The sequence below is a fragment of the Flavobacterium sp. WG21 genome, assembly GCF_000335775.1.
In the GTDB taxonomy this organism is placed as follows: domain Bacteria; phylum Bacteroidota; class Bacteroidia; order Flavobacteriales; family Flavobacteriaceae; genus Flavobacterium; species Flavobacterium tructae.
Genome location: NZ_AMYW01000016.1, coordinates 79,643 through 97,744, shown reverse-complemented (window position 1 = coordinate 97,744; position 18,102 = coordinate 79,643). Strand labels below are relative to the sequence as shown.

17 protein-coding genes are annotated in these 18,102 nt (G+C 35.9%); 13 read left to right on the top strand and 4 right to left on the bottom strand.

What is annotated here, in order from left to right; all coding sequences use genetic code 11:
* Nucleotides 1-205 precede the first annotated feature (205 nt).
* Both C245_RS0112985 and dnaG read left to right on the top strand, forming a co-directional pair.
* Nucleotides 206-1,261, top strand: a complete 1,056-nt coding sequence (locus tag C245_RS0112985) for a hypothetical protein (protein WP_017497033.1) — start codon at nucleotides 206-208, stop codon at nucleotides 1,259-1,261.
* A gap of 127 nt (nucleotides 1,262-1,388) precedes the next feature.
* Nucleotides 1,389-3,452, top strand: a complete 2,064-nt coding sequence (gene dnaG / locus C245_RS0112980; protein WP_017497032.1) for a DNA primase — start codon at nucleotides 1,389-1,391, stop codon at nucleotides 3,450-3,452.
* Here dnaG and C245_RS0112975 read toward each other — a convergent pair.
* Nucleotides 3,449-4,078 (bottom strand): response regulator transcription factor, encoded by a 630-nt coding sequence (locus tag C245_RS0112975; protein WP_017497031.1) that lies wholly within the window; start codon nucleotides 4,076-4,078, stop codon nucleotides 3,449-3,451. The two genes, dnaG and C245_RS0112975, sit on opposite strands and share 4 nt — an antisense overlap.
* Before the next feature lie 93 nt (nucleotides 4,079-4,171).
* Nucleotides 4,172-4,978: an NAD(+) synthase gene (gene nadE / locus C245_RS0112970; protein ID WP_017497030.1), complete on the bottom strand. Its 807-nt coding sequence runs from the start codon at nucleotides 4,976-4,978 to the stop codon at nucleotides 4,172-4,174.
* A gap of 99 nt (nucleotides 4,979-5,077) precedes the next feature.
* On the opposite strand from nadE, the gene gldB reads away from it, so the two are divergent.
* A complete protein-coding gene (gldB, locus tag C245_RS0112965; RefSeq protein WP_017497029.1) occupies nucleotides 5,078-6,034 on the top strand; it encodes a gliding motility lipoprotein GldB in 957 nt (318 codons plus the stop codon).
* Nucleotides 6,034-6,369: a gliding motility protein GldC gene (gldC, locus tag C245_RS0112960; protein WP_017497028.1), complete on the top strand. Its 336-nt coding sequence runs from the start codon at nucleotides 6,034-6,036 to the stop codon at nucleotides 6,367-6,369. Before gldB ends, gldC begins: the two co-directional genes overlap by 1 nt.
* 92 nt (nucleotides 6,370-6,461) lie before the next feature.
* Here gldC and yihA read toward each other — a convergent pair whose 3' ends face one another.
* Complete coding sequence (yihA, locus tag C245_RS0112955; RefSeq protein ID WP_017497027.1) at nucleotides 6,462-7,082, bottom strand: ribosome biogenesis GTP-binding protein YihA/YsxC; 621 nt, start codon at nucleotides 7,080-7,082, stop codon at nucleotides 6,462-6,464.
* A 42-nt stretch (nucleotides 7,083-7,124) separates the two neighbouring features.
* Entirely contained in the window at nucleotides 7,125-7,889 is a 765-nt protein-coding gene (locus C245_RS0112950) for an alpha/beta fold hydrolase (protein ID WP_017497026.1), read from the bottom strand.
* 377 nt (nucleotides 7,890-8,266) lie between these two features.
* On the opposite strand from C245_RS0112950, the gene mraZ reads away from it, so the two are divergent.
* From mraZ to C245_RS0112905, 9 genes are all read left to right on the top strand, one after another.
* Nucleotides 8,267-8,740: a division/cell wall cluster transcriptional repressor MraZ gene (gene mraZ / locus C245_RS0112945; protein WP_017497025.1), complete on the top strand. Its 474-nt coding sequence runs from the start codon at nucleotides 8,267-8,269 to the stop codon at nucleotides 8,738-8,740.
* Nucleotides 8,715-9,623, top strand: a complete 909-nt coding sequence (gene rsmH / locus C245_RS0112940) for a 16S rRNA (cytosine(1402)-N(4))-methyltransferase RsmH (RefSeq protein WP_017497024.1) — start codon at nucleotides 8,715-8,717, stop codon at nucleotides 9,621-9,623. The genes mraZ and rsmH overlap by 26 nt, the downstream gene beginning before the upstream one ends.
* A gap of 102 nt (nucleotides 9,624-9,725) precedes the next feature.
* Nucleotides 9,726-10,073 (top strand): FtsL-like putative cell division protein, encoded by a 348-nt coding sequence (locus C245_RS0112935; protein WP_017497023.1) that lies wholly within the window; start codon nucleotides 9,726-9,728, stop codon nucleotides 10,071-10,073.
* Entirely contained in the window at nucleotides 10,064-12,073 is a 2,010-nt protein-coding gene (locus tag C245_RS0112930; RefSeq protein WP_017497022.1) for a penicillin-binding protein, read from the top strand. The genes C245_RS0112935 and C245_RS0112930 overlap by 10 nt, the downstream gene beginning before the upstream one ends.
* Nucleotides 12,070-13,533 (top strand): UDP-N-acetylmuramoyl-L-alanyl-D-glutamate--2,6-diaminopimelate ligase, encoded by a 1,464-nt coding sequence (locus C245_RS0112925; protein ID WP_017497021.1) that lies wholly within the window; start codon nucleotides 12,070-12,072, stop codon nucleotides 13,531-13,533. Before C245_RS0112930 ends, C245_RS0112925 begins: the two co-directional genes overlap by 4 nt.
* Before the next feature lie 100 nt (nucleotides 13,534-13,633).
* Nucleotides 13,634-14,869 carry a phospho-N-acetylmuramoyl-pentapeptide-transferase gene (gene mraY / locus C245_RS0112920; RefSeq protein WP_017497020.1) on the top strand — a complete coding sequence of 412 codons (1,236 nt, stop codon included), beginning with the start codon at nucleotides 13,634-13,636 and terminating at the stop codon, nucleotides 14,867-14,869.
* A gap of 44 nt (nucleotides 14,870-14,913) precedes the next feature.
* The gene (locus C245_RS0112915; protein WP_017497019.1) at nucleotides 14,914-15,276 is read left to right on the top strand and encodes a four helix bundle protein; all 363 of its coding nucleotides are present in this window, start codon (nucleotides 14,914-14,916) and stop codon (nucleotides 15,274-15,276) included.
* 58 nt (nucleotides 15,277-15,334) lie between these two features.
* Complete coding sequence (gene murD, locus C245_RS0112910) at nucleotides 15,335-16,666, top strand: UDP-N-acetylmuramoyl-L-alanine--D-glutamate ligase (protein ID WP_017497018.1); 1,332 nt, start codon at nucleotides 15,335-15,337, stop codon at nucleotides 16,664-16,666.
* A gap of 83 nt (nucleotides 16,667-16,749) precedes the next feature.
* Entirely contained in the window at nucleotides 16,750-18,063 is a 1,314-nt protein-coding gene (locus C245_RS0112905; protein WP_017497017.1) for an FtsW/RodA/SpoVE family cell cycle protein, read from the top strand.
* Nucleotides 18,064-18,102 lie beyond the last annotated feature (39 nt).

Here is an 18,102-nt window from a genome sequence, read left to right as displayed (position 1 = left end):
CAACTCCAATCAGGAACGTGCTGTTGGAGAAAATCAAAAATTAAAGATCAAAAAAATAATTCCGAGAGTAGTCGGGCAGGCTTTTAGTGCCAATTTTCAACCCAATTATAAATAATAATTGTTTGCCATTCACATCTCACATTTTACATTTTACAATTAGAAAAAAAACATCAATCAACAATCAAAATTTTAAAAAAAAACAGTCATGAAAAATTTTACCATTCACCTCGTTATCCTTGTCTTTTTATTTGTAAGTAAAGTTATGGGGCAGGAAACTTTTGAATCAAAAGCGAGAAAAATTGCCAACAAAATAGAGAAAGTTACGAAAGAGGAAAAAGAAGCTTTGAAAGAAGAAATTGAAGCAATTAATGTTCAGTTGTCTGAAGGGAAAATCACTCAGGAACAAGCAGACAAGCGTAAAAAAGAATTAGCAGAAGCCAGAGCGATTATTATTGAAGAAAAAGTAACACTGGCGCAAAATGAGTTAAATGATTTAGTACAGCAAAAAGTAGACGGAAAAATCAAGGAAGGAAATTATAAAAGTGGACGTGCTTTGATTGTTCATTGGAATGACATAGAATGGAATGACAATAATAAAAAAAGAAAAGATTCTATACGCGGCGAAAGAAGAACGACATCACAGTTTGTATTTGCAGCAGGTTTGAATAATATGATGGTTGATGGTAAATTGCAGGATGCTAAATATAGGTTTACAGGATCGCATTTTTACGAATGGGGATTTACCTATAACACCAGGTTAATGAAAAACGATAATTTGTTACACGCTAAATACGGATTGTCTTTAATGTATAATAATATTCGCCCGAGAGATAATAAATATTTTGTAGTCAATGGAAACCAGACAGAATTGCAAACCAATGCAATCCATTTAGAGGAATCCCGTTTTAGAAATGTGTACATCGCGGTGCCAGTTCATTTAGAGTTTGATTTTTCAAGACCAAAAGTGAGTAATGGAAAAACGTACTTTAGAACACATGATAGTTTTCGCTTTGGAATTGGAGGTTATGCGGGGGTCAATGTAAAATCCAAACAAATTCTAAAATACGATCAGGACGATTTAGATTATAAGACAACTATAAAAGGAGATTATAATGTGGATAATTTTATTTACGGATTGAGTTCTTACATTGGTTATAAAGAAATGAGTTTGTATTTGAAATACGATTTAAACCCATTGTTTAGGAATAATACTGTGAAAGAAAATAATATTTCATTGGGATTAAGATTTGATTTTAATTAAGAATACAATTGATTAGTTAGTAGAAAGAGCGCTTCGAAAGAGGTGCTTTTTTTTATTTAAAATTGCCCAATTTCATGGGGGATTTGTGTAATTTTACATCCTTCAAATTTTATAAATATTTTACGTTTTGATTTCACAAAGTACGATTGATGCTGTTTTTGATGCTGCTCGGGTAGAGGAGGTTATTGGTGATTTTGTTAATTTAAAACGAGCCGGAAGTAACTTTAAAGGACTAAGTCCGTTCTCAGATGAACGCTCTCCATCGTTCATGGTTTCGCCTGCAAAGGGAATCTGGAAAGATTTTAGTACGGGAAAAGGAGGTAATTCAGTTAAATTTCTGATCGAACATTCACAGTTTACCTATCCGGAAGCCATTCGATATCTGGCCAGAAAATACAATATAGAGATTGAAGAAACAGAACAGACGGATGCTGAAAAAGCAATGACAGATGTTCGCGAAAGTATGTACCTGGTTTCGGAATTTGCGAAAGACTATTTTAATAAAACGCTTTTAAATTCAGAAGAAGGAAAAGCAATAGGACTTTCTTATTTTAAAGAAAGAGGTTTTACCAATGAAACCATCAAAAAATTTAGTTTAGGATATTCACCTGAAACCTGGGATGCTCTTACCAAAGAAGCTCTGGGTAAAGGATACAAATTGGAATTTCTGGAAAGTACCGGTTTGACCATTCCAAGAGAAGACCGTCCGTTTGACCGTTTCAAGGGGCGTGTGATGTTTCCCATAGAAAGCATGTCCGGGCGTGTTTTGGGTTTTGGAGGGCGTATTCTGACCAATGATAAAAAAGCTGCTAAATACTTAAACTCCCCTGAGAGTGATATCTACCATAAAAGTAAAGTGCTTTATGGAATTTTTCAGGCGAAACAGGCTATTGCGAAACAAAACAACTGTTATCTGGTTGAAGGTTATACGGATGTAATTCAGTTTCATCAGGCCGGAATCGAGAATGTGGTAGCTTCATCAGGAACCGCTTTAACACCGGACCAGATTCGTCTGATCAACCGATTAACGAGAAATATAACCGTTTTATTTGATGGAGATGCTGCAGGATTGCGTGCTTCTGTTCGCGGGATCGATTTGATTCTGGAAGAAGGAATGAATGTAAGAGTTTGTGCTTTTCCTGATGGGGAAGATCCGGACAGTTTTGCGCGAAAAAATTCGCACGATGATCTGGTTGCTTATTTAGAAGAAAACAGCAAAGATTTTATACAGTTTAAAGCCTCTCTCCTAATGAAAGAAGCGAAAAACGACCCTATAAAAAAGGCTGATTTAATTCGGGATATGGTCAATAGTATCTCGAAGATTCCGGATCGTATCCAACGCGAAATTTATACTCAGGAATGTGCCCGAATCATGGATATTTCAGAGCAGGTATTGGTGAGTACTCTGGCGCAATTAATTCAAAAAGATCTTGCAGAAGCAGGCAAAAAGCAAAAGCAGGAGCAAAGACCCTTTGAAGTACACAGGAATCAGCCTGCAAAACAGACCGGTTATTCAGGAGGCGATCCCGAAGACCCAAGGACAGGACCACCTGAGGATTATTATCCGGGAGAACCATCGTATGCACAAGAGCCGACGGAGAAAGTTGATATTTTATACCGTTTAGAACGAAAAGTAATTGAGATTTTATTGCTTTATGGTGATAAAACGGAGGAGTTCGAAGATGTACTTTTAAAAACGAATGAAGAGGGCGAAGTAATAATGGTCTCTGAAATGAAAAATTATAAAGTCTATCAGCGTATTTATTTGAGTTTGCAGGAAGATGAGGTAGAACTTTCTAATAATTTGTTCCGTGATATTTTTACAGACTTAATCGGGTTTTACAATCAGAATGAAAAATTCAGTCTCGAACAATATTTAATGCGCCTGCAGCCTGATTTTGCTCAGGAAGTTACGGATATTTTAATGGAAGATGAAAGATTGGCTCTTCACGATTGGGAAGGACAGAATATTTTTTCAAAAATGAAGCATGAAACGATTGCACAATACGTTACTGAAACGATTATGTCAATGCGTTGGTTTTTGGTAGGCAAAATCATTGATGAATTAAAAAGCTCTATAAAACCTGATAATTCAGATAATACAGAGCTTTTGTCTATGGTTGTCGATTACTCAAAATTAGTTAATTCATTCGCGAAAAAACTAGGAAGAGTAATGTCGCGATACCATTAAATAATTTCTAAAGTCTTAGCTTTGTTTACTAAGTCAACTAAATTAGTAACATTTAATTTAGTCAATAATCTTAATTTGTAAGTACTGATTGTTTTTTCGTTCAGGTTTAAGATTTTAGAGATTTCATTGTTCTTTTTACCATCGCTTAAATAACGTAAAACTTCGATCTCACGATTTGAAAGTTTTCTGTACAAACGCTCACTTTTGCTTTGTTTAGCAATAAGGGCCATGTTTTTACGTACGGTTTCGTTGATGATAATTTTTCCTTCGTGTACCTTAATAATAGAAATACCTAAAGTCTCAAGTTTTTCTGTTTTGTGTACATAACCGGAAACTCCTGCTTTAATAGCATTTGGAGCATACATTTGTTCAGCGAGGTCACTAAAAATTACAATTTTTGTTTTTGGGAAATTCTTCAGGATGGATTTTACTTCGAAGATACTTGAAAGTCCTTCCAGTTCTAGGTCTAGAATCAGGATATCGATTTCTTTCGTCTGAAGGATATCTCTAACCATTGAAAAATTGCCTACGTTGGCAACAATTGAAATTTGATCGTGGTCTTTAAAATAAGACTTAACGCCAAAGTGAGTCACAGGATGATTGTCTGCAAGACATACTTTAATCATAATTTTTACCTTTTTTAGAATTGTTCATGTTTTTGGAACTGTAAAATTAATAAATAAATTCTGTAATTAATTGCAGACAAATGTTAAAAAGTATTATTTTAACGTTTTTGGTATAATGCAGACCGGAATTGGATCCATTTTGTGCTTGTTGCTGGTGTTTAAACGTTTATAAATTTCGAAGACAATTTTCTCTCTCTCACTAAAGTCAGCCCCCGTATTTCCTGACTCCGAGGCTAGCATTGCCCATTCAAGTTCGTCATAACTGGCGCCTAATTGATCCTCATCAGTGCGATTATCGCCAAATAATCCATCTGTAGGTGCTGCGCTTAAAATTGACTCCGGAATTGTTAAAAATGCCCCTAAAGCATATACATCTGATTTCATTAAGTCGGCAATTGGACTTAAATCGACACCTCCGTCTCCATATTTAGTGTAAAATCCTACTCCAAAATCTTCTACTTTGTTTCCTGTCCCCGCTACAAGCAAACCATGAATTCCTGCTAAATAATATAAAGAGGTCATTCTTAAACGGGCACGTGTATTGGCCAGTGATAAATTTACTTTTGCTTCATCATCCGTTTGCGGTACAGCGCTTTTGAAAGCTTCAAAAGTGGCGGTTAAATCCGTTTCTACGCTTGAAACATTTGGAAAACGTTTCTTTAACTGCTCAATATGTTCTCTTCCTCTTGAAACCTGATTAGCAGCCTGATGAATTGGCATTTCAACACATAAAACGGTTAAGCCGGTTTGTGCACACAAGGTAGAAGTTACTGCAGAGTCAACTCCGCCTGAAATACCAATTACAAAACCATTAACTTTTGCTCGGGTTGCATAATTTTTTAACCACTCTACAATGTGGGCGTTTACTTTTTCTGTCTGAATAGTGCTTTTTTTAGCCATAATAGTTCAAGATTTAAGATGCAGGGATGTATATTTGCACAAATATTTTTAAGCATAGTTTGTTTAAAATATGAGCAACACAAATCTAATTAAAATAAAATGAAAATATATCGCTTAGCAGTGGTTCTGTGCTTGTTTTTTTTGTCTTGTGACCAGAAAACCAAAGTCGAAAAAGCAGTAGAAGAAATTCCGGTAGACATTAAAGTAGAGCGTTTTGATAAGGTGTTTTTTGAGACCAAACCGGAGGATTTGGCTAAAGTAAAAAAACAGTATCCTTTCTTTTTTCCGGCAGGAAATGATGATAATGTCTGGCTTAAGAAAATGCAGGATCCGATCTGGAAAGAAGTTTATACCGAGGTTCAGAAAAAATACAGCAATTTTGAACCTGTACGTGAAGAATTCAATGCGCTTTTTCAGCATGTAAAATATTACTTCCCTAAAACGAAAACGCCAAAAGTTATCACTGTAATTGGGGAAATGGATTATAATGCCAAGGCTATATATGCAGACACTCTGGTAATTGTAGCGTTGGAATTGTATTTGGGGAAAGATCATAAATTTTATGAATTCCCAAATTATCTAAAGCAAAATTTTGAAGAGAAACAAATTATGCCCGACGTGGTTTCGAGTTTCGCTTATCGAAATATCCCGGCATTTCGGGATAAAAACTTGGTTTCTCAAATGATTTTTGAAGGGAAACAATTGTATGCTAAAGATTTGTTGTTGCCCAATTATACCGATGCTGAAAAAATAGGTTATACACCTGAACAAATAAAATGGAGTCAGGAAAATGAAGCCTATATGTGGCGCTATTTTATTGAAAGCGAAATGCTGTACAGTGATGATCCGAAATTAACTACCCGATTTATAGTGCCTGCTCCGTTTTCTAAATTCTACTTAGAAATTGACAACGATTCTCCGGGAAGAATAGGCGCCTGGTTAGGATGGCAAATTGTACGGTCGTATATGAAGAATAATAACGTAACTTTGCCGGAATTATTAAAAACAGAAGCAAAGGTAATCTTTGAAAAGTCAAAATATAAACCTAAGAAATAATGTCAAATACAATAAAATCAGAAATTAAATTCAATATAGAATTAGACGAAAACCGTGTTCCGGAAAGATTATCATGGACGGCAAAGGACGGTGGAGTAGAAGCAGAAGAAGCAAAAGCAATTATGCTGTCAATTTGGGACAGTAAAGCGAAAGAAAGTATGCGTATTGATTTGTGGACCAAAGATATGCCGGTAGACGAAATGAAAATTTTCTTTCACCAGACTTTGGTGGCTATGGCGGATACTTTTAAACGTGCCACTGACGACGAAAAAATGTCAGATACCATGAAAGATTTTTGTGATTATTTTGCAGAGAAACTGGAGTTGACGAAATAGTAGTTAAGATTCCAATATAAAAAAACCCAAATTCCAATAGCAAAACTTGGAATTTGGGATTTTTTATTTTTTTTGTATCCTTTTATTGGAATTTAAAATTCTGAGTTGTTTTTAAAAACCTCCTGATTTACTTCATCAATATAGGCTAAAAGGTCTTCTTTTCCTGTAGCTTCAGTAGAGGAAGTTACAAAGTATTGAGGCATTTCAGACCAGTTATTGGCAAACATTTGTTTTTTGTATGCTGCGACGTGAGAATCGATTTTTACTTTACTGATTTTATCCGCTTTGGTGAAAATGATGCAAAACGGTATTTCGCTTTCTCCCATGTATGACATAAATTCAATGTCAATTTTTTGTGCTTCATGGCGAATGTCAATTAAAACAAAAGCGCAAACTAATTGCTCTCGGGTTTCAAAATAATCCGTGATGAATTGCTGAAAAACTGATTTGGTTTTCTTAGATACTTTTGCATAACCATAACCCGGTAAATCGACCAAAAACCAATTGTTATTAATCTTAAAATGATTGATTAACTGTGTTTTTCCAGGTCGTCCTGATGTTTTGGCTAAATTCTTATGATTAGTAAGCATGTTGATCAAAGAGGATTTACCTACGTTTGATCTTCCGATAAAAGCATATTCCGGTAAAAAATCCTTCGGGCATTTTGATACTTCAGAATTACTTACAATGAATTCGGCGGTATTAATTTTCATGTTTTTTGTTTTTAAAACCTCCTAAAAGTCGAAAGTTAGATGCTATAAATTCTTTTTAACGAGCCATTCTTCCAGGATTTTGTTGAATTCCTGAGGATGTTCCATCATAGCAGCGTGTCCACATTTGTCTATCCAGTACAAAGTTGAATTAGGCAATAATTTATCAAATTCTTCGGCAACATTTGGGGGAGTAACGGCATCATTTTTACCCCAAATGATACAGGTTTCTGTGGTCATCTTTGGTAAATCTTTGGCCATATTATGACGAATAGCACTTTTGGCAATCGTCAAAGTTTTGATTAGTTTGATACGGTCATTAACGGTTGCGTAGACTTCGTCAATAAGCTCTGGTGTAGCAATTGCAGGATCGTAAAAAACATCTTCAGCTTTCTTTTTGATGTATTCGTAATCGCCTCTTTTTGGATAGCTATCACCCATTGCGCTTTCGTAAAGTCCTGAGCTTCCTGTGATTACCAGTCCGGCAACTTTTTCAGGATATAGCTTTGTGTGGTACAGTGCAATGTGGCCGCCTAAAGAGTTGCCTAATAGTATAACCTGATCAAATCCTTTAAATGTGATAAAGTCTTTTACATACTTGGCAAAGCTTTTTACGTTTGTTTTTAAAATGCTTTGAGTATAGATTGGCAAATCCGGGATCACAACTTTGTATCCTTTTGTTGGAAAATATTCGGCTACAGCATCAAAGTTACTAAGGCCTCCCATTAAGCCATGTAAAATAACGATAGGAGTTCCTTCTCCAGCTTCATAATAGCTGTATTTGCCTTCTTTTTTGTAGTGTTTGTCCATTTAATTTAATGCCAATTTCAATTTGGACAAATATAGGGTTTAATAAATAAAAAAGGATTTTTGCTGTCGTTTTTTAACTAGATAATTTTAGTATAATTTATAAGTGGTTAAAAATCAGGTGTAAGTGGTGTTGTTTGCCGATTTTTTTAATGTTAAGAAATCGGCAGAATAGCTAAATTTTTAAGAAAAATAGCGCTTAATTTTTTTGAATGATTAGTGTTATTGATAATTCGTTAATAATAAGTTAATGTATTGATATTCTATCGGTTATGCAAAGTGGGGTGTAAGTGGTTAAACTTATTAACAAAGTGGTACATTGTGGTAAAATGTGGTAATATTTTTTATATTTTTGTCCTATAACATATTAATGAATTTTCTTGAACACAATTGTTGGAACATATGAGTGTAAAGTCGATGCTAAAGGGAGGCTGATGTTGCCTGCGCCTTTGAAAAAGCAATTGACTTCCTCTCTTCAGAACGGATTTGTTTTGAAGCGTTCGGTTTTTCAACAGTGTTTAGAATTGTATCCAATGAGTGAATGGGATCTGATGATGCAAAAAATCAACAAGCTGAATCGCTTTGTGAAAAAGAACAATGATTTCATTCGAAGATTTACTGCAGGTGTGAAAGTGGTAGAGATTGATGCATTGGGACGATTACTGGTTCCGAAAGATTTGGTGACCTTTTCGGGTATTTCTAAAGATGTGGTTTTTTCATCTGCGGTTAATATTGTGGAGATTTGGGATAAGGATTTATATGAAAAATCAATAAGCGGCGAAGATATGGATTTTGCAGATTTAGCCGAAGAAGTAATGGGAAATATTAATGACGACGACAATGGAATATCATAATCCGGTTTTGCTTCATCCTACAGTTGATGGTTTAAATATTAAACCTGACGGCATTTATGTAGATGTTACGTTTGGCGGTGGGGGGCATTCAAAAGAAATTTTGAGACGATTAGGGCCAAACGGAAAATTATTTGCTTTTGATCAGGACGAAGATGCGCTTGCAAATGCATTGCCGGACGAACGGTTTACCTTAATTAATGAGAATTTCAGATTCATAAAAAGGTTTTTGCGTTTTCATGGTGTTAAAAGTGTAGATGGAATTTTGGCTGACCTGGGTGTTTCATCACATCAGTTTGACGTTCCGGAGAGAGGTTTCTCAACCAGATTTGATGCCGGACTGGATATGCGGATGAGTCAGAAAAATGATTTAAATGCTTATCGGGTGGTTAACGAATATGAAGAACAGGATTTACGTCGTGTTTTTTTTGATTATGGGGAGTTGAAGAACGCACCGGTTTTAGCAAGAACAATTGTAGAAGCTAGACAAGGTTACCCAATCAAAACGACAGATGAACTGAAAGAAGTTCTGGCAAAATATTTACCGGAAAGAGTTCGTAACAAGATATTGGCTCAGATTTATCAGGCGATTAGAATTGAAGTGAATCAAGAAATGGATGTTTTGAAAGAGTTTATCGAACAGTCGTTAGAAATTTTAAATCCGGGTGGAAGATTTTCTGTAATCTCTTACCATTCTTTAGAAGACAGACTGGTAAAAAGATTCATCAAAAACGGAATGTTTGAAGGAGAGCCTGAAAGAGATTTTTATGGAAACTTTTCAGTTCCGTTTAAAACGATAGGAAAACTGATTGTACCGGATGAGGCTGAGATTAAAATCAACAACAGAGCAAGAAGTGCTAAATTAAGAATTGCTGAGAAGATATAGTTTGTGAGATGTGAAATGTGAGTTGTGGCTTTGAAAATAAAACAATAAACGACTCAACGGTTAAACAATTAAACAGATTACTATAATATATAGGTAGAAAAAATGAAAAGTGGTGTATTTGATATATTAAAAGCAAGATTTCTGATCAACGATGATGCAGTAAAGAACTGGCGTTTCATTGTTTTTATTATTCTGCTTGCCATTTTGATGATCGCCAATACACAGCGCTACGAACAAAAGGTTTTTGAAATCGCAAAACTGAACAATGAAGTAAAAGAATTGCGATCTGAATTTGTAGACCGCCGTTCAGAGTTAATGAAGTTAAAAATGGAATCGACGATATCGGATAAAATGCTGGAGAAGAAAATTTTTCCATCCACAGTTCCTCCGATTAAAATAGAAGTAAAAAAAGAAGAAGAAAAAAGTTTCTTTAAAAGAATATGGCAGTAGAAGATAAACATATATCCTACAGAATTTACCTCGTAGCAGTTTTCATCTTTGTGATGGCAATTGCTATTGTTGTTAAGTTAACCAATATTCAATGGGTAGAAGGAGATTATTACAGAAAACTGGCGAAACAACGTACCGTTAGAAATTTTGTAATTCCGGCAAACAAAGGAAATATCTATTCGGCTGACGGAAGTTTATTGGCAACATCGATTCCGAATTATGAAATTCGTTTTGATGCTAAAGCGCCGAAAACGGAGACTTTTGAAAAATACGTAAAGGCATTATCCGATTCATTGGCTACCGTTTTAGACAGACCTGCAGGTTATTATCAGCAGGAATTAAGAAAAGCCAGAGCCAATAAAAATCGTTATTATCTGATTGCCCGCAATTTGAGTTATACCGAATATGTGAAAATTAAAGGTTTTCCTTTGTTCAATCTGGGGGCTTTTAAAGGGGGGATAATTGTTGAACAGGAAACCGTTAGAAAGCATCCGATAGGAAAAATTGCAGAGCGAACCATTGGTTACGATCGAATTGACCCTGCAACCGGAATCGAAGTTGGTAAAGGAATCGAATGGGCCTATAAAAGTTATCTGAACGGGAAAGACGGAAAAATTTTAAAGCAAAAAATTGCAAAAGGACAATGGAAGCCTATTCGGGATTTAAATGAAGTAGATCCTGTAGACGGTTATGATGTGATTTCGACCATTGATGTTTTTATTCAGGATATTGCACATCATGCTTTATTAAAGCAATTGGAAGATTACGAAGCCGATCATGGTTGTGTGGTGGTGATGGAGACTGAAACGGGGCACGTAAAAGCGATTTCAAATTTGGGAAGATCAGAAGACGGATCGTACTATGAAACTACAAATTACGCTATAGCCGAGTCTCATGAGCCAGGATCGACATTTAAATTGGTCGATTTAATGGCAATTTTAGAAGATAAAGTAGCTGATACAAGTACCGTTTTTGACAGTCACGGAGGAGAAATGAGGTATTACGGACGTGCTGTTCGTGATTCGCACAGAGGTGGTTACGGGAAAATTTCGCTGGCTCGTGGTTTCGAACTTTCGTCCAATACCGTAATGGTTCAGGCTGTGTATGACAATTACAAAAGCAATCCGTCAAAGTTTGTAAATCATATTAATTCGTACGGATTAAATAAAACATTAGGATTGCATTTTAAAGGAGAGGGAAGGCCATATATTCCACAACCCGGAGACAAACATTGGTCAGGAGTTTCACTTCCGTGGATGGCTTTTGGTTACGGAGTTTCGGTTACGCCAATGCAAACACTGGCGCTTTATAATGCCGTTGCAAACAATGGAGTGATGGTTAAGCCACAGTTTGTTTCGGAAATTAAAGAATGGAACAAAACGATTAATAAGTTTGAGGTAGAAGTGATCAACCCGAAAATATGTTCGCAGGAAACCATCGACAAAGTAAGAGCAGTATTGCTCAATGTGGTTAAAAAAGGAACAGGTTCCAAGCTGTATTCGAAAGATTTTTCGATGGCAGGAAAAACCGGAACAGCGCAGGTGAATTATGGTGGTAAAGAAGGAAAATCTGGTTTGTATTATGCCTCTTCCTTTGTGGGGTATTTTCCGGCTGAACATCCTAAATATTCTTGTATAGTAGTAGTGCATAAACCTAATACATCAAAAAACAATTATTATGGAGCAGATGTTGCCGGGCCGGTTTTTAAAAGAATCGCTCAAAAAATATTTACAGATGCGCCATCAACCAATAGAATAAAAAAACTGGATTCAAGAATTCCAAAACAAGATGACAGTTATAATAAATATACGGCAGAAGCCAATAAAAAAATAAATCAGGTTCCTAATTTAAAAGGTATGCCGGGTATGGATGCAGTGGCATTATTAGAAAACCTTGATTTAAAAGTGAGAGTTATCGGAGTAGGAAAGGTTAAAAAACAATCTATTCAACCCGGGCAGAATATTAGTAAAAACACAATCATAGTATTAGAATTATCGTGAAAATACTGAAAGACATATTATATAAAGTAGCGATTGAGTCTGTAACAGGTTCAACGGAAATCGATATACATAAAATTGATTTTGACTCGAGAAAAATTGAGGCAAATGATGTTTTCGTGGCTATTCGCGGATCACTTTCAGATGGTCATGATTATATTGAAAAAGCAATCAAATTAGGTGCAATTGCGATTATTTGCGATACGTTGCCTGAAAATATTGAAAAAGGAATAACCTACATAAAAGTAAAAGATACTAATGCGGCTCTGGCTTTTATGGCGGCCAATTACTTCGGAAATCCATCCGAAAAGTTAAAATTGGTTGGAGTTACCGGTACAAACGGAAAGACTACCATTGCATCATTGTTATTTCAGTTGTTTCAAAAAGCAGGTTTTAAAGTTGGTTTATTGTCAACCGTAAAAATCATGGTCGATGAAACTGAATTTCCTGCAACACATACCACTCCGGATTCGATTACGATCAATCATTATTTGAACGAAATGATCGAAGCGGGTGTTACGCATTGTTTTATGGAAGTGAGTTCACACGGAATTCATCAAAAACGAACAGAGGCGCTACATTTTGTTGGAGGAATTTTCACGAATTTGTCACACGACCATTTAGATTATCACCCAACTTTTGCGGAATACAGAGATGTGAAAAAATCGTTTTTTGATTCCTTGCCGAAAACAGCTTTCGTTTTGTCTAACATCGATGATAAAAACGGATCGGTAATGTTGCAAAATACAGTAGCCAGAAAGTTTACTTACGCTTTAAAAACCTATGCCGACTTTAAAGCACAGATTCTGGAGAGTCAGTTGTCGGGTTTGTTATTGAAAGTTAATGACAATGAAGTTTGGGTAAAGCTAATCGGAACGTTTAATGCTTACAATGTTTTGGCAATTTACGGAACGGCTGTAGAGTTAGGAATGGATAGTCTTGAAGCGTTGCGCTTACTGTCTGATTTAGAAAGTGTTTCGGGGCGTTTTCAGTATATCGTTTCAGAAGGAAATATTACAGCAATAGTTGATTATGCACATACTCCGGATGCTTTAGATAATGTTTTAAAAACGATTAATGATATCCGTACCAAAAACGAGCAGCTGTTAACAGTTGTTGGTTGCGGTGGAAACAGAGATAAAACCAAGAGGCCTATAATGGCAAAAATTGCTACAGATTTAAGTGATAAGGCCATTTTAACCTCAGATAATCCAAGAAATGAAGATCCTGAAGTGATTTTAGATGAAATGGAGAAAGGCGTTGAAGCTCACAATTATAAAAAAATATTGAGAATTTCAGATAGAAAACAAGCGATTAAAACGGCTTGTCAGTTGGCCCAGCCCAATGATATTATACTAATTGCAGGGAAAGGGCATGAAACGTATCAGGAGATAAACGGGGTACGTCATCATTTTGATGATATGGAAACGGTAAAGGAAATTTTAGAACAATTAGGAAAATAAAAGTTTAACCGGTGAATTGATTATTCGTTTAATCGAATAATTATTAAATCAAGAATAAACGAATAAACAAATCAACGATTAACCAAATAAACAAAGATATATGCTATACTATTTATTTGAATATTTAGACAAAACATTAGATGTACCGGGAACGGGAGTTTTTCAGTACATCACTTTCAGATCGGCTTTGGCATTTATGCTTTCGTTGCTTTTGTCAACGATTTACGGAAAAAGAATTATAAACTTTTTACGCAATCAGCAAGTTGGTGAAACCGTTCGTGAGTTAGGTCTTGCAGGTCAAAATGAAAAAGCAGGAACTCCAACAATGGGAGGACTGATTATCATTTTTGCAACGCTGGTACCGGTTTTGTTATTCGCTCGTTTGCATAATATCTATATCGTATTGCTTATAGTAACGACGCTTTGGATGGGGAGTATTGGTTTTGTGGACGATTATATCAAAATATTCAAAAAGGACAAACAAGGACTTAAAGGAATTTTTAAAGTGATCGGACAGGTTGGTCTTGGAATCATTGTAGGATCTGTTTTGTATTTTAATCCTGCGGTAACTGTTCGAACCGATACAGGAAGAACTGATGTTTTTAAAACAGCTACGAACAATTCAACGATAGTTTTGCCGGCACCGGTAGAAGAAAAATCTACTGCAACGACAATTCCTTTTGTGAAAAATAATGAATTTGATTATGCTGAAATTTTAGCCTGGACAGGTGAAGGATATGAAAAATGGGCCTGGCTGGTTTTTATTCCGGTGGTTATTTTTATTATCACAGCAGTTTCAAACGGAGCTAATTTAACGGATGGTATTGATGGACTCGCGGCTGGGACTTCGGCGGTTTCGGTACTCGCACTCGGTATATTTACATTCGTTTCCGGGAATATTATTTTCTCCAACTATCTCAATATAATGTACATCCCCAATTCGGGAGAAATGACCGTGTTTATATCCGCATTTGTGGGAGCTTTGATTGGATTTCTTTGGTACAATTCATTTCCGGCATCTGTATTTATGGGAGATACAGGAAGTTTGACCATTGGTGGAATTATAGCGGTTTTAGCCATTGCCGTTCGTAAAGAGATATTAATTGTTCTATTCTGCGGAATTTTCCTTGCCGAAAGTGCTTCCGTAATTATTCAGGTCACTTATTTTAAATATACGAAAAAACGTTTCGGAGAGGGACGAAGAATTTTCCTGATGTCCCCTCTGCATCATCATTATCAGAAAAAGGGATATCATGAAAGTAAGATTGTGACCCGTTTCTGGATTGTTGCTGTAATGTTAGCCATATTGTCAATCGTTACTTTAAAACTAAGATAGTTTTGAATTAAAAATTGAGAATTAAAAATTAAAAGTTCTTAGAAATGAAAGAAAATATTATTCAGGATAAATCCTTTCTTTTCGCGGTTAGAATTATCAATTTATATAAATATCTGACGGCCGAAAAGAAAGAGTTTGTTTTGAGTAAGCAGATTCTAAGATGTGGGACTTCTATAGGAGCCAACATCGAAGAATCAATCGGGGGACGTTCTGATAAGGAGTTTCTGTTTAAACTGGAAATCTCATATAAAGAAGCAAGAGAAACAATTTATTGGTTGAAACTCTTGAAAGCAACGGATTATATTTCTGCAGTTGAATTCGAAAGCATTCATAAGGAAGCAGAGGAAATATGTAAAATATTAGCGAAAATTATATTAACCTTAAAAGGGAAAAATGCAAATAATTAGAGGTCTTGAGTATAGCAGATTTTTAATTTTTAATTCTCAATTTTTAATTTTATAAAGTATGAGGTTAGTGGTTTTAGGCGGAGGAGAAAGCGGTGTAGGTACTGCTATTCTCGGAAAGAAAAAAGGATATGATGTTTTTGTATCAGATTTTGGAAAGATAAAAGAGAGTTACAAAGAAGTTCTTATCATTAATAAAATTCCCTGGGAAGAAGAACAGCATACCGAAGATCTGATCTTAAATGCTGATGTGGTTATGAAGAGTCCGGGGATTCCTGAAAAGTCACCAATTGTAAAGAAGTTGGTAGCAGCGGGAGTAAAAGTGATTTCGGAAATAGAATTTGCAAAACCTTTTACAGAAGCATTGACTATTGGAATCACAGGCAGTAATGGAAAAACGACTACCACTATGCTGACCCATTATTTATTAAAATCAGCAGGTTTGAATGTAGGTTTGGGAGGGAATATAGGAAAGAGTTTTGCCTGGCAGGTAGCCGAGAATAAATACGATGCATACGTTCTTGAATTAAGCAGTTTTCAGTTAGACGGAATAATAGATTATAGACCCGATATTGCGATCATAACCAATATCAGTCCCGATCACCTCGATAGATATGAATATAAATATGAAAATTATATCAATTCGAAATTTCGAATAACGATGAACCAGACCGAAAGTGATTATCTCATTTACGATGCAGATGATGAAGCAAGTGTAGAATGGTTAAAAAACAACAAAACAAAAGCAAAATTAATTCCTTTCTCATTGACGAAATCATTCGATGAAGGAGCTTCTATAAATAACAACAAAATGGAAATAAAGATCAACCAAGAAGAGTTTACAATGGACACAGAACACATTGCGTTAGAAGGAAAACATAACATGAAAAACGCAATGGCAGCAAGCTCTGTTGCGAAATTGATGCAAATTAGAAATGCAACAATTCGCGAAAGTTTATCTAATTTTCAGGGTGTTGAACACCGTTTAGAAAAAGTACTTAAAATTCAGAATGTACAATATATCAATGATTCAAAAGCAACAAATGTTAATGCGACTTTCTTTGCTTTAGACAGTATGAACGTTCCAACAGTCTGGATTGTTGGTGGAGTAGATAAAGGAAACGATTACAACGAACTGATGTCATTAGTTCGCGAAAAAGTAAAAGCTATTATTTGCCTTGGAATTGATAATCATAAAATTATCAGCGCCTTCGGAAATGTGGTTGACATCATGGTTGAAGTAAATAATATGAACGATGCTGTAAAAACAGCACAGCGTTTAACAGAAAAAGGTGATGCTGTTTTATTGTCTCCGGCCTGCGCAAGTTTCGATTTATTCGAAAGCTACGAAGACAGAGGAAGGCAGTTTAAGCAAGCGGTGCACAATTTGTAAAAAAAAATGTTTCAAGTTTCAGGTTTCAAGTTTGAATTCTGAAGCTTGAAACCTGAAACGAGAGAAACCTGAAATAAAAGATTATGAAAGAGCTGGTGAACAAATTAAAAGGAGACAGGGTAATATGGTCATTCGTGGCTTTATTGGCATTGTTTTCGTTTATGCCTGTTTTTAGTGCGAGTAGTAATCTGGCCTATATAGGTCATGGAACTGGAAATACATTAGGTTATTTAGTAAAGCATTTGGCTCACGTTTGTATTGGTTTCCTAATCATTTACTGGGTACATCGCGTGCCGTATCATTATTTCAGGGCGATTTCGAAAATTGCACTGCCTATTGTGTGGTTTTTGCTGCTTTATACCTTGTTGAAAGGAACTGTTATTGCAGGTGCAAATGCGAGCCGTTGGATTCAGGTTCCTTTTATCGGAATTACGTTTCAAACGTCGACCTTGGCGGCCAGTATATTGTTCATATTTGTGGCGCGTTATCTGTCGAAAACGAAAGAAGAAAATGAACCTTTTCAGGTATCGCTGATACAGCTTTGGCTGCCGGTTTTTATAACACTGGCACTTATTTTACCGGCGAACTTCTCAACCACCGCGTTGATTTTTGCAATGGTAATTATGCTGACATTTATTGGCAGGTATCCATTAAAATATATTGGTTTTATCATTGGTTCCGGAATTGCAATGTTTGCGTTCTTCCTTTTGGTTGCAAAAGCATTCCCGGATTCCAGATTCTTTAGCAGGGTTAGTACTTGGGGAAGTCGTATCGAAAACTTTACCACCGATAAACCGGATGAAGATGATTATCAGATTGAGAAAGCAAAAATTGCAATCGCATCAGGGAGATTAGGAGGAGTAGGTCCGGGGAAAAGCGTTCAGAAAAACTTTTTGCCACAGTCTTCTTCCGATTTTATCTATGCGATTATTGTAGAAGAATACGGTTTAGTAGGTGGGGTAGCAATATTGATTTTGTACTTATTGTTATTGTTCCGATTTGTGATCGCCTCACATAAGGCCAATACATTATTTGGAAAGCTCGTCGTCGTCGGACTCGGGTTTCCGATGATCTTTCAGGCAATGATCAATATGGCTGTTGCAGTGGAGTTGCTTCCGGTAACAGGGCAAACACTTCCGTTGATTAGTAGTGGAGGTAGTTCGATTTGGATGACCTGTTTCTCTCTCGGAATTATCATTAGTGTGACAAAAAAAGAAGAAGAAATTGCCGAAGAACAGGAAGAAAAAGAAAGAAGAAGAGAAGCTCTTCAAAGATTAATTGATAAAGAATTAGCAGAAGAAGATCTGCCTGCTGATGAAAAGATATACGAAGAAGAGGGAATGTATTCCATTGAAGACAATTCCAGAAATCCGATGAATGCAGTTTTAAATAAATAAGTATAGAGCGGAGAGAATAGAAGCAAGATAATAGAAGAA

What these genes read in the sequence shown, in the direction of transcription:
- C245_RS0112985 (WP_017497033.1), top strand. Translation starts at nt 206, where the DNA reads ATGAAAAATTTTACCATTCACCTCGTTATCCTTGTCTTTTTATTTGTA.
- rsmH (WP_017497024.1), top strand. Translation starts at nt 8,715, where the DNA reads ATGACGACGACAATGGAATATCATAATCCGGTTTTGCTTCATCCTACA.
- mraY (WP_017497020.1), top strand. Translation starts at nt 13,634, where the DNA reads ATGCTATACTATTTATTTGAATATTTAGACAAAACATTAGATGTACCG.
- C245_RS0112950 (WP_017497026.1), bottom strand. Translation starts at nt 7,889, where the DNA reads ATGGACAAACACTACAAAAAAGAAGGCAAATACAGCTATTATGAAGCT.
- nadE (WP_017497030.1), bottom strand. Translation starts at nt 4,978, where the DNA reads ATGGCTAAAAAAAGCACTATTCAGACAGAAAAAGTAAACGCCCACATT.
- C245_RS0112905 (WP_017497017.1), top strand. Translation starts at nt 16,750, where the DNA reads ATGAAAGAGCTGGTGAACAAATTAAAAGGAGACAGGGTAATATGGTCA.
- C245_RS0112975 (WP_017497031.1), bottom strand. Translation starts at nt 4,078, where the DNA reads ATGATTAAAGTATGTCTTGCAGACAATCATCCTGTGACTCACTTTGGC.
- murD (WP_017497018.1), top strand. Translation starts at nt 15,335, where the DNA reads ATGAGGTTAGTGGTTTTAGGCGGAGGAGAAAGCGGTGTAGGTACTGCT.
- C245_RS0112935 (WP_017497023.1), top strand. Translation starts at nt 9,726, where the DNA reads ATGAAAAGTGGTGTATTTGATATATTAAAAGCAAGATTTCTGATCAAC.
- C245_RS0112915 (WP_017497019.1), top strand. Translation starts at nt 14,914, where the DNA reads ATGAAAGAAAATATTATTCAGGATAAATCCTTTCTTTTCGCGGTTAGA.
- C245_RS0112930 (WP_017497022.1), top strand. Translation starts at nt 10,064, where the DNA reads ATGGCAGTAGAAGATAAACATATATCCTACAGAATTTACCTCGTAGCA.
- gldC (WP_017497028.1), top strand. Translation starts at nt 6,034, where the DNA reads ATGTCAAATACAATAAAATCAGAAATTAAATTCAATATAGAATTAGAC.
- gldB (WP_017497029.1), top strand. Translation starts at nt 5,078, where the DNA reads ATGAAAATATATCGCTTAGCAGTGGTTCTGTGCTTGTTTTTTTTGTCT.
- yihA (WP_017497027.1), bottom strand. Translation starts at nt 7,082, where the DNA reads ATGAAAATTAATACCGCCGAATTCATTGTAAGTAATTCTGAAGTATCA.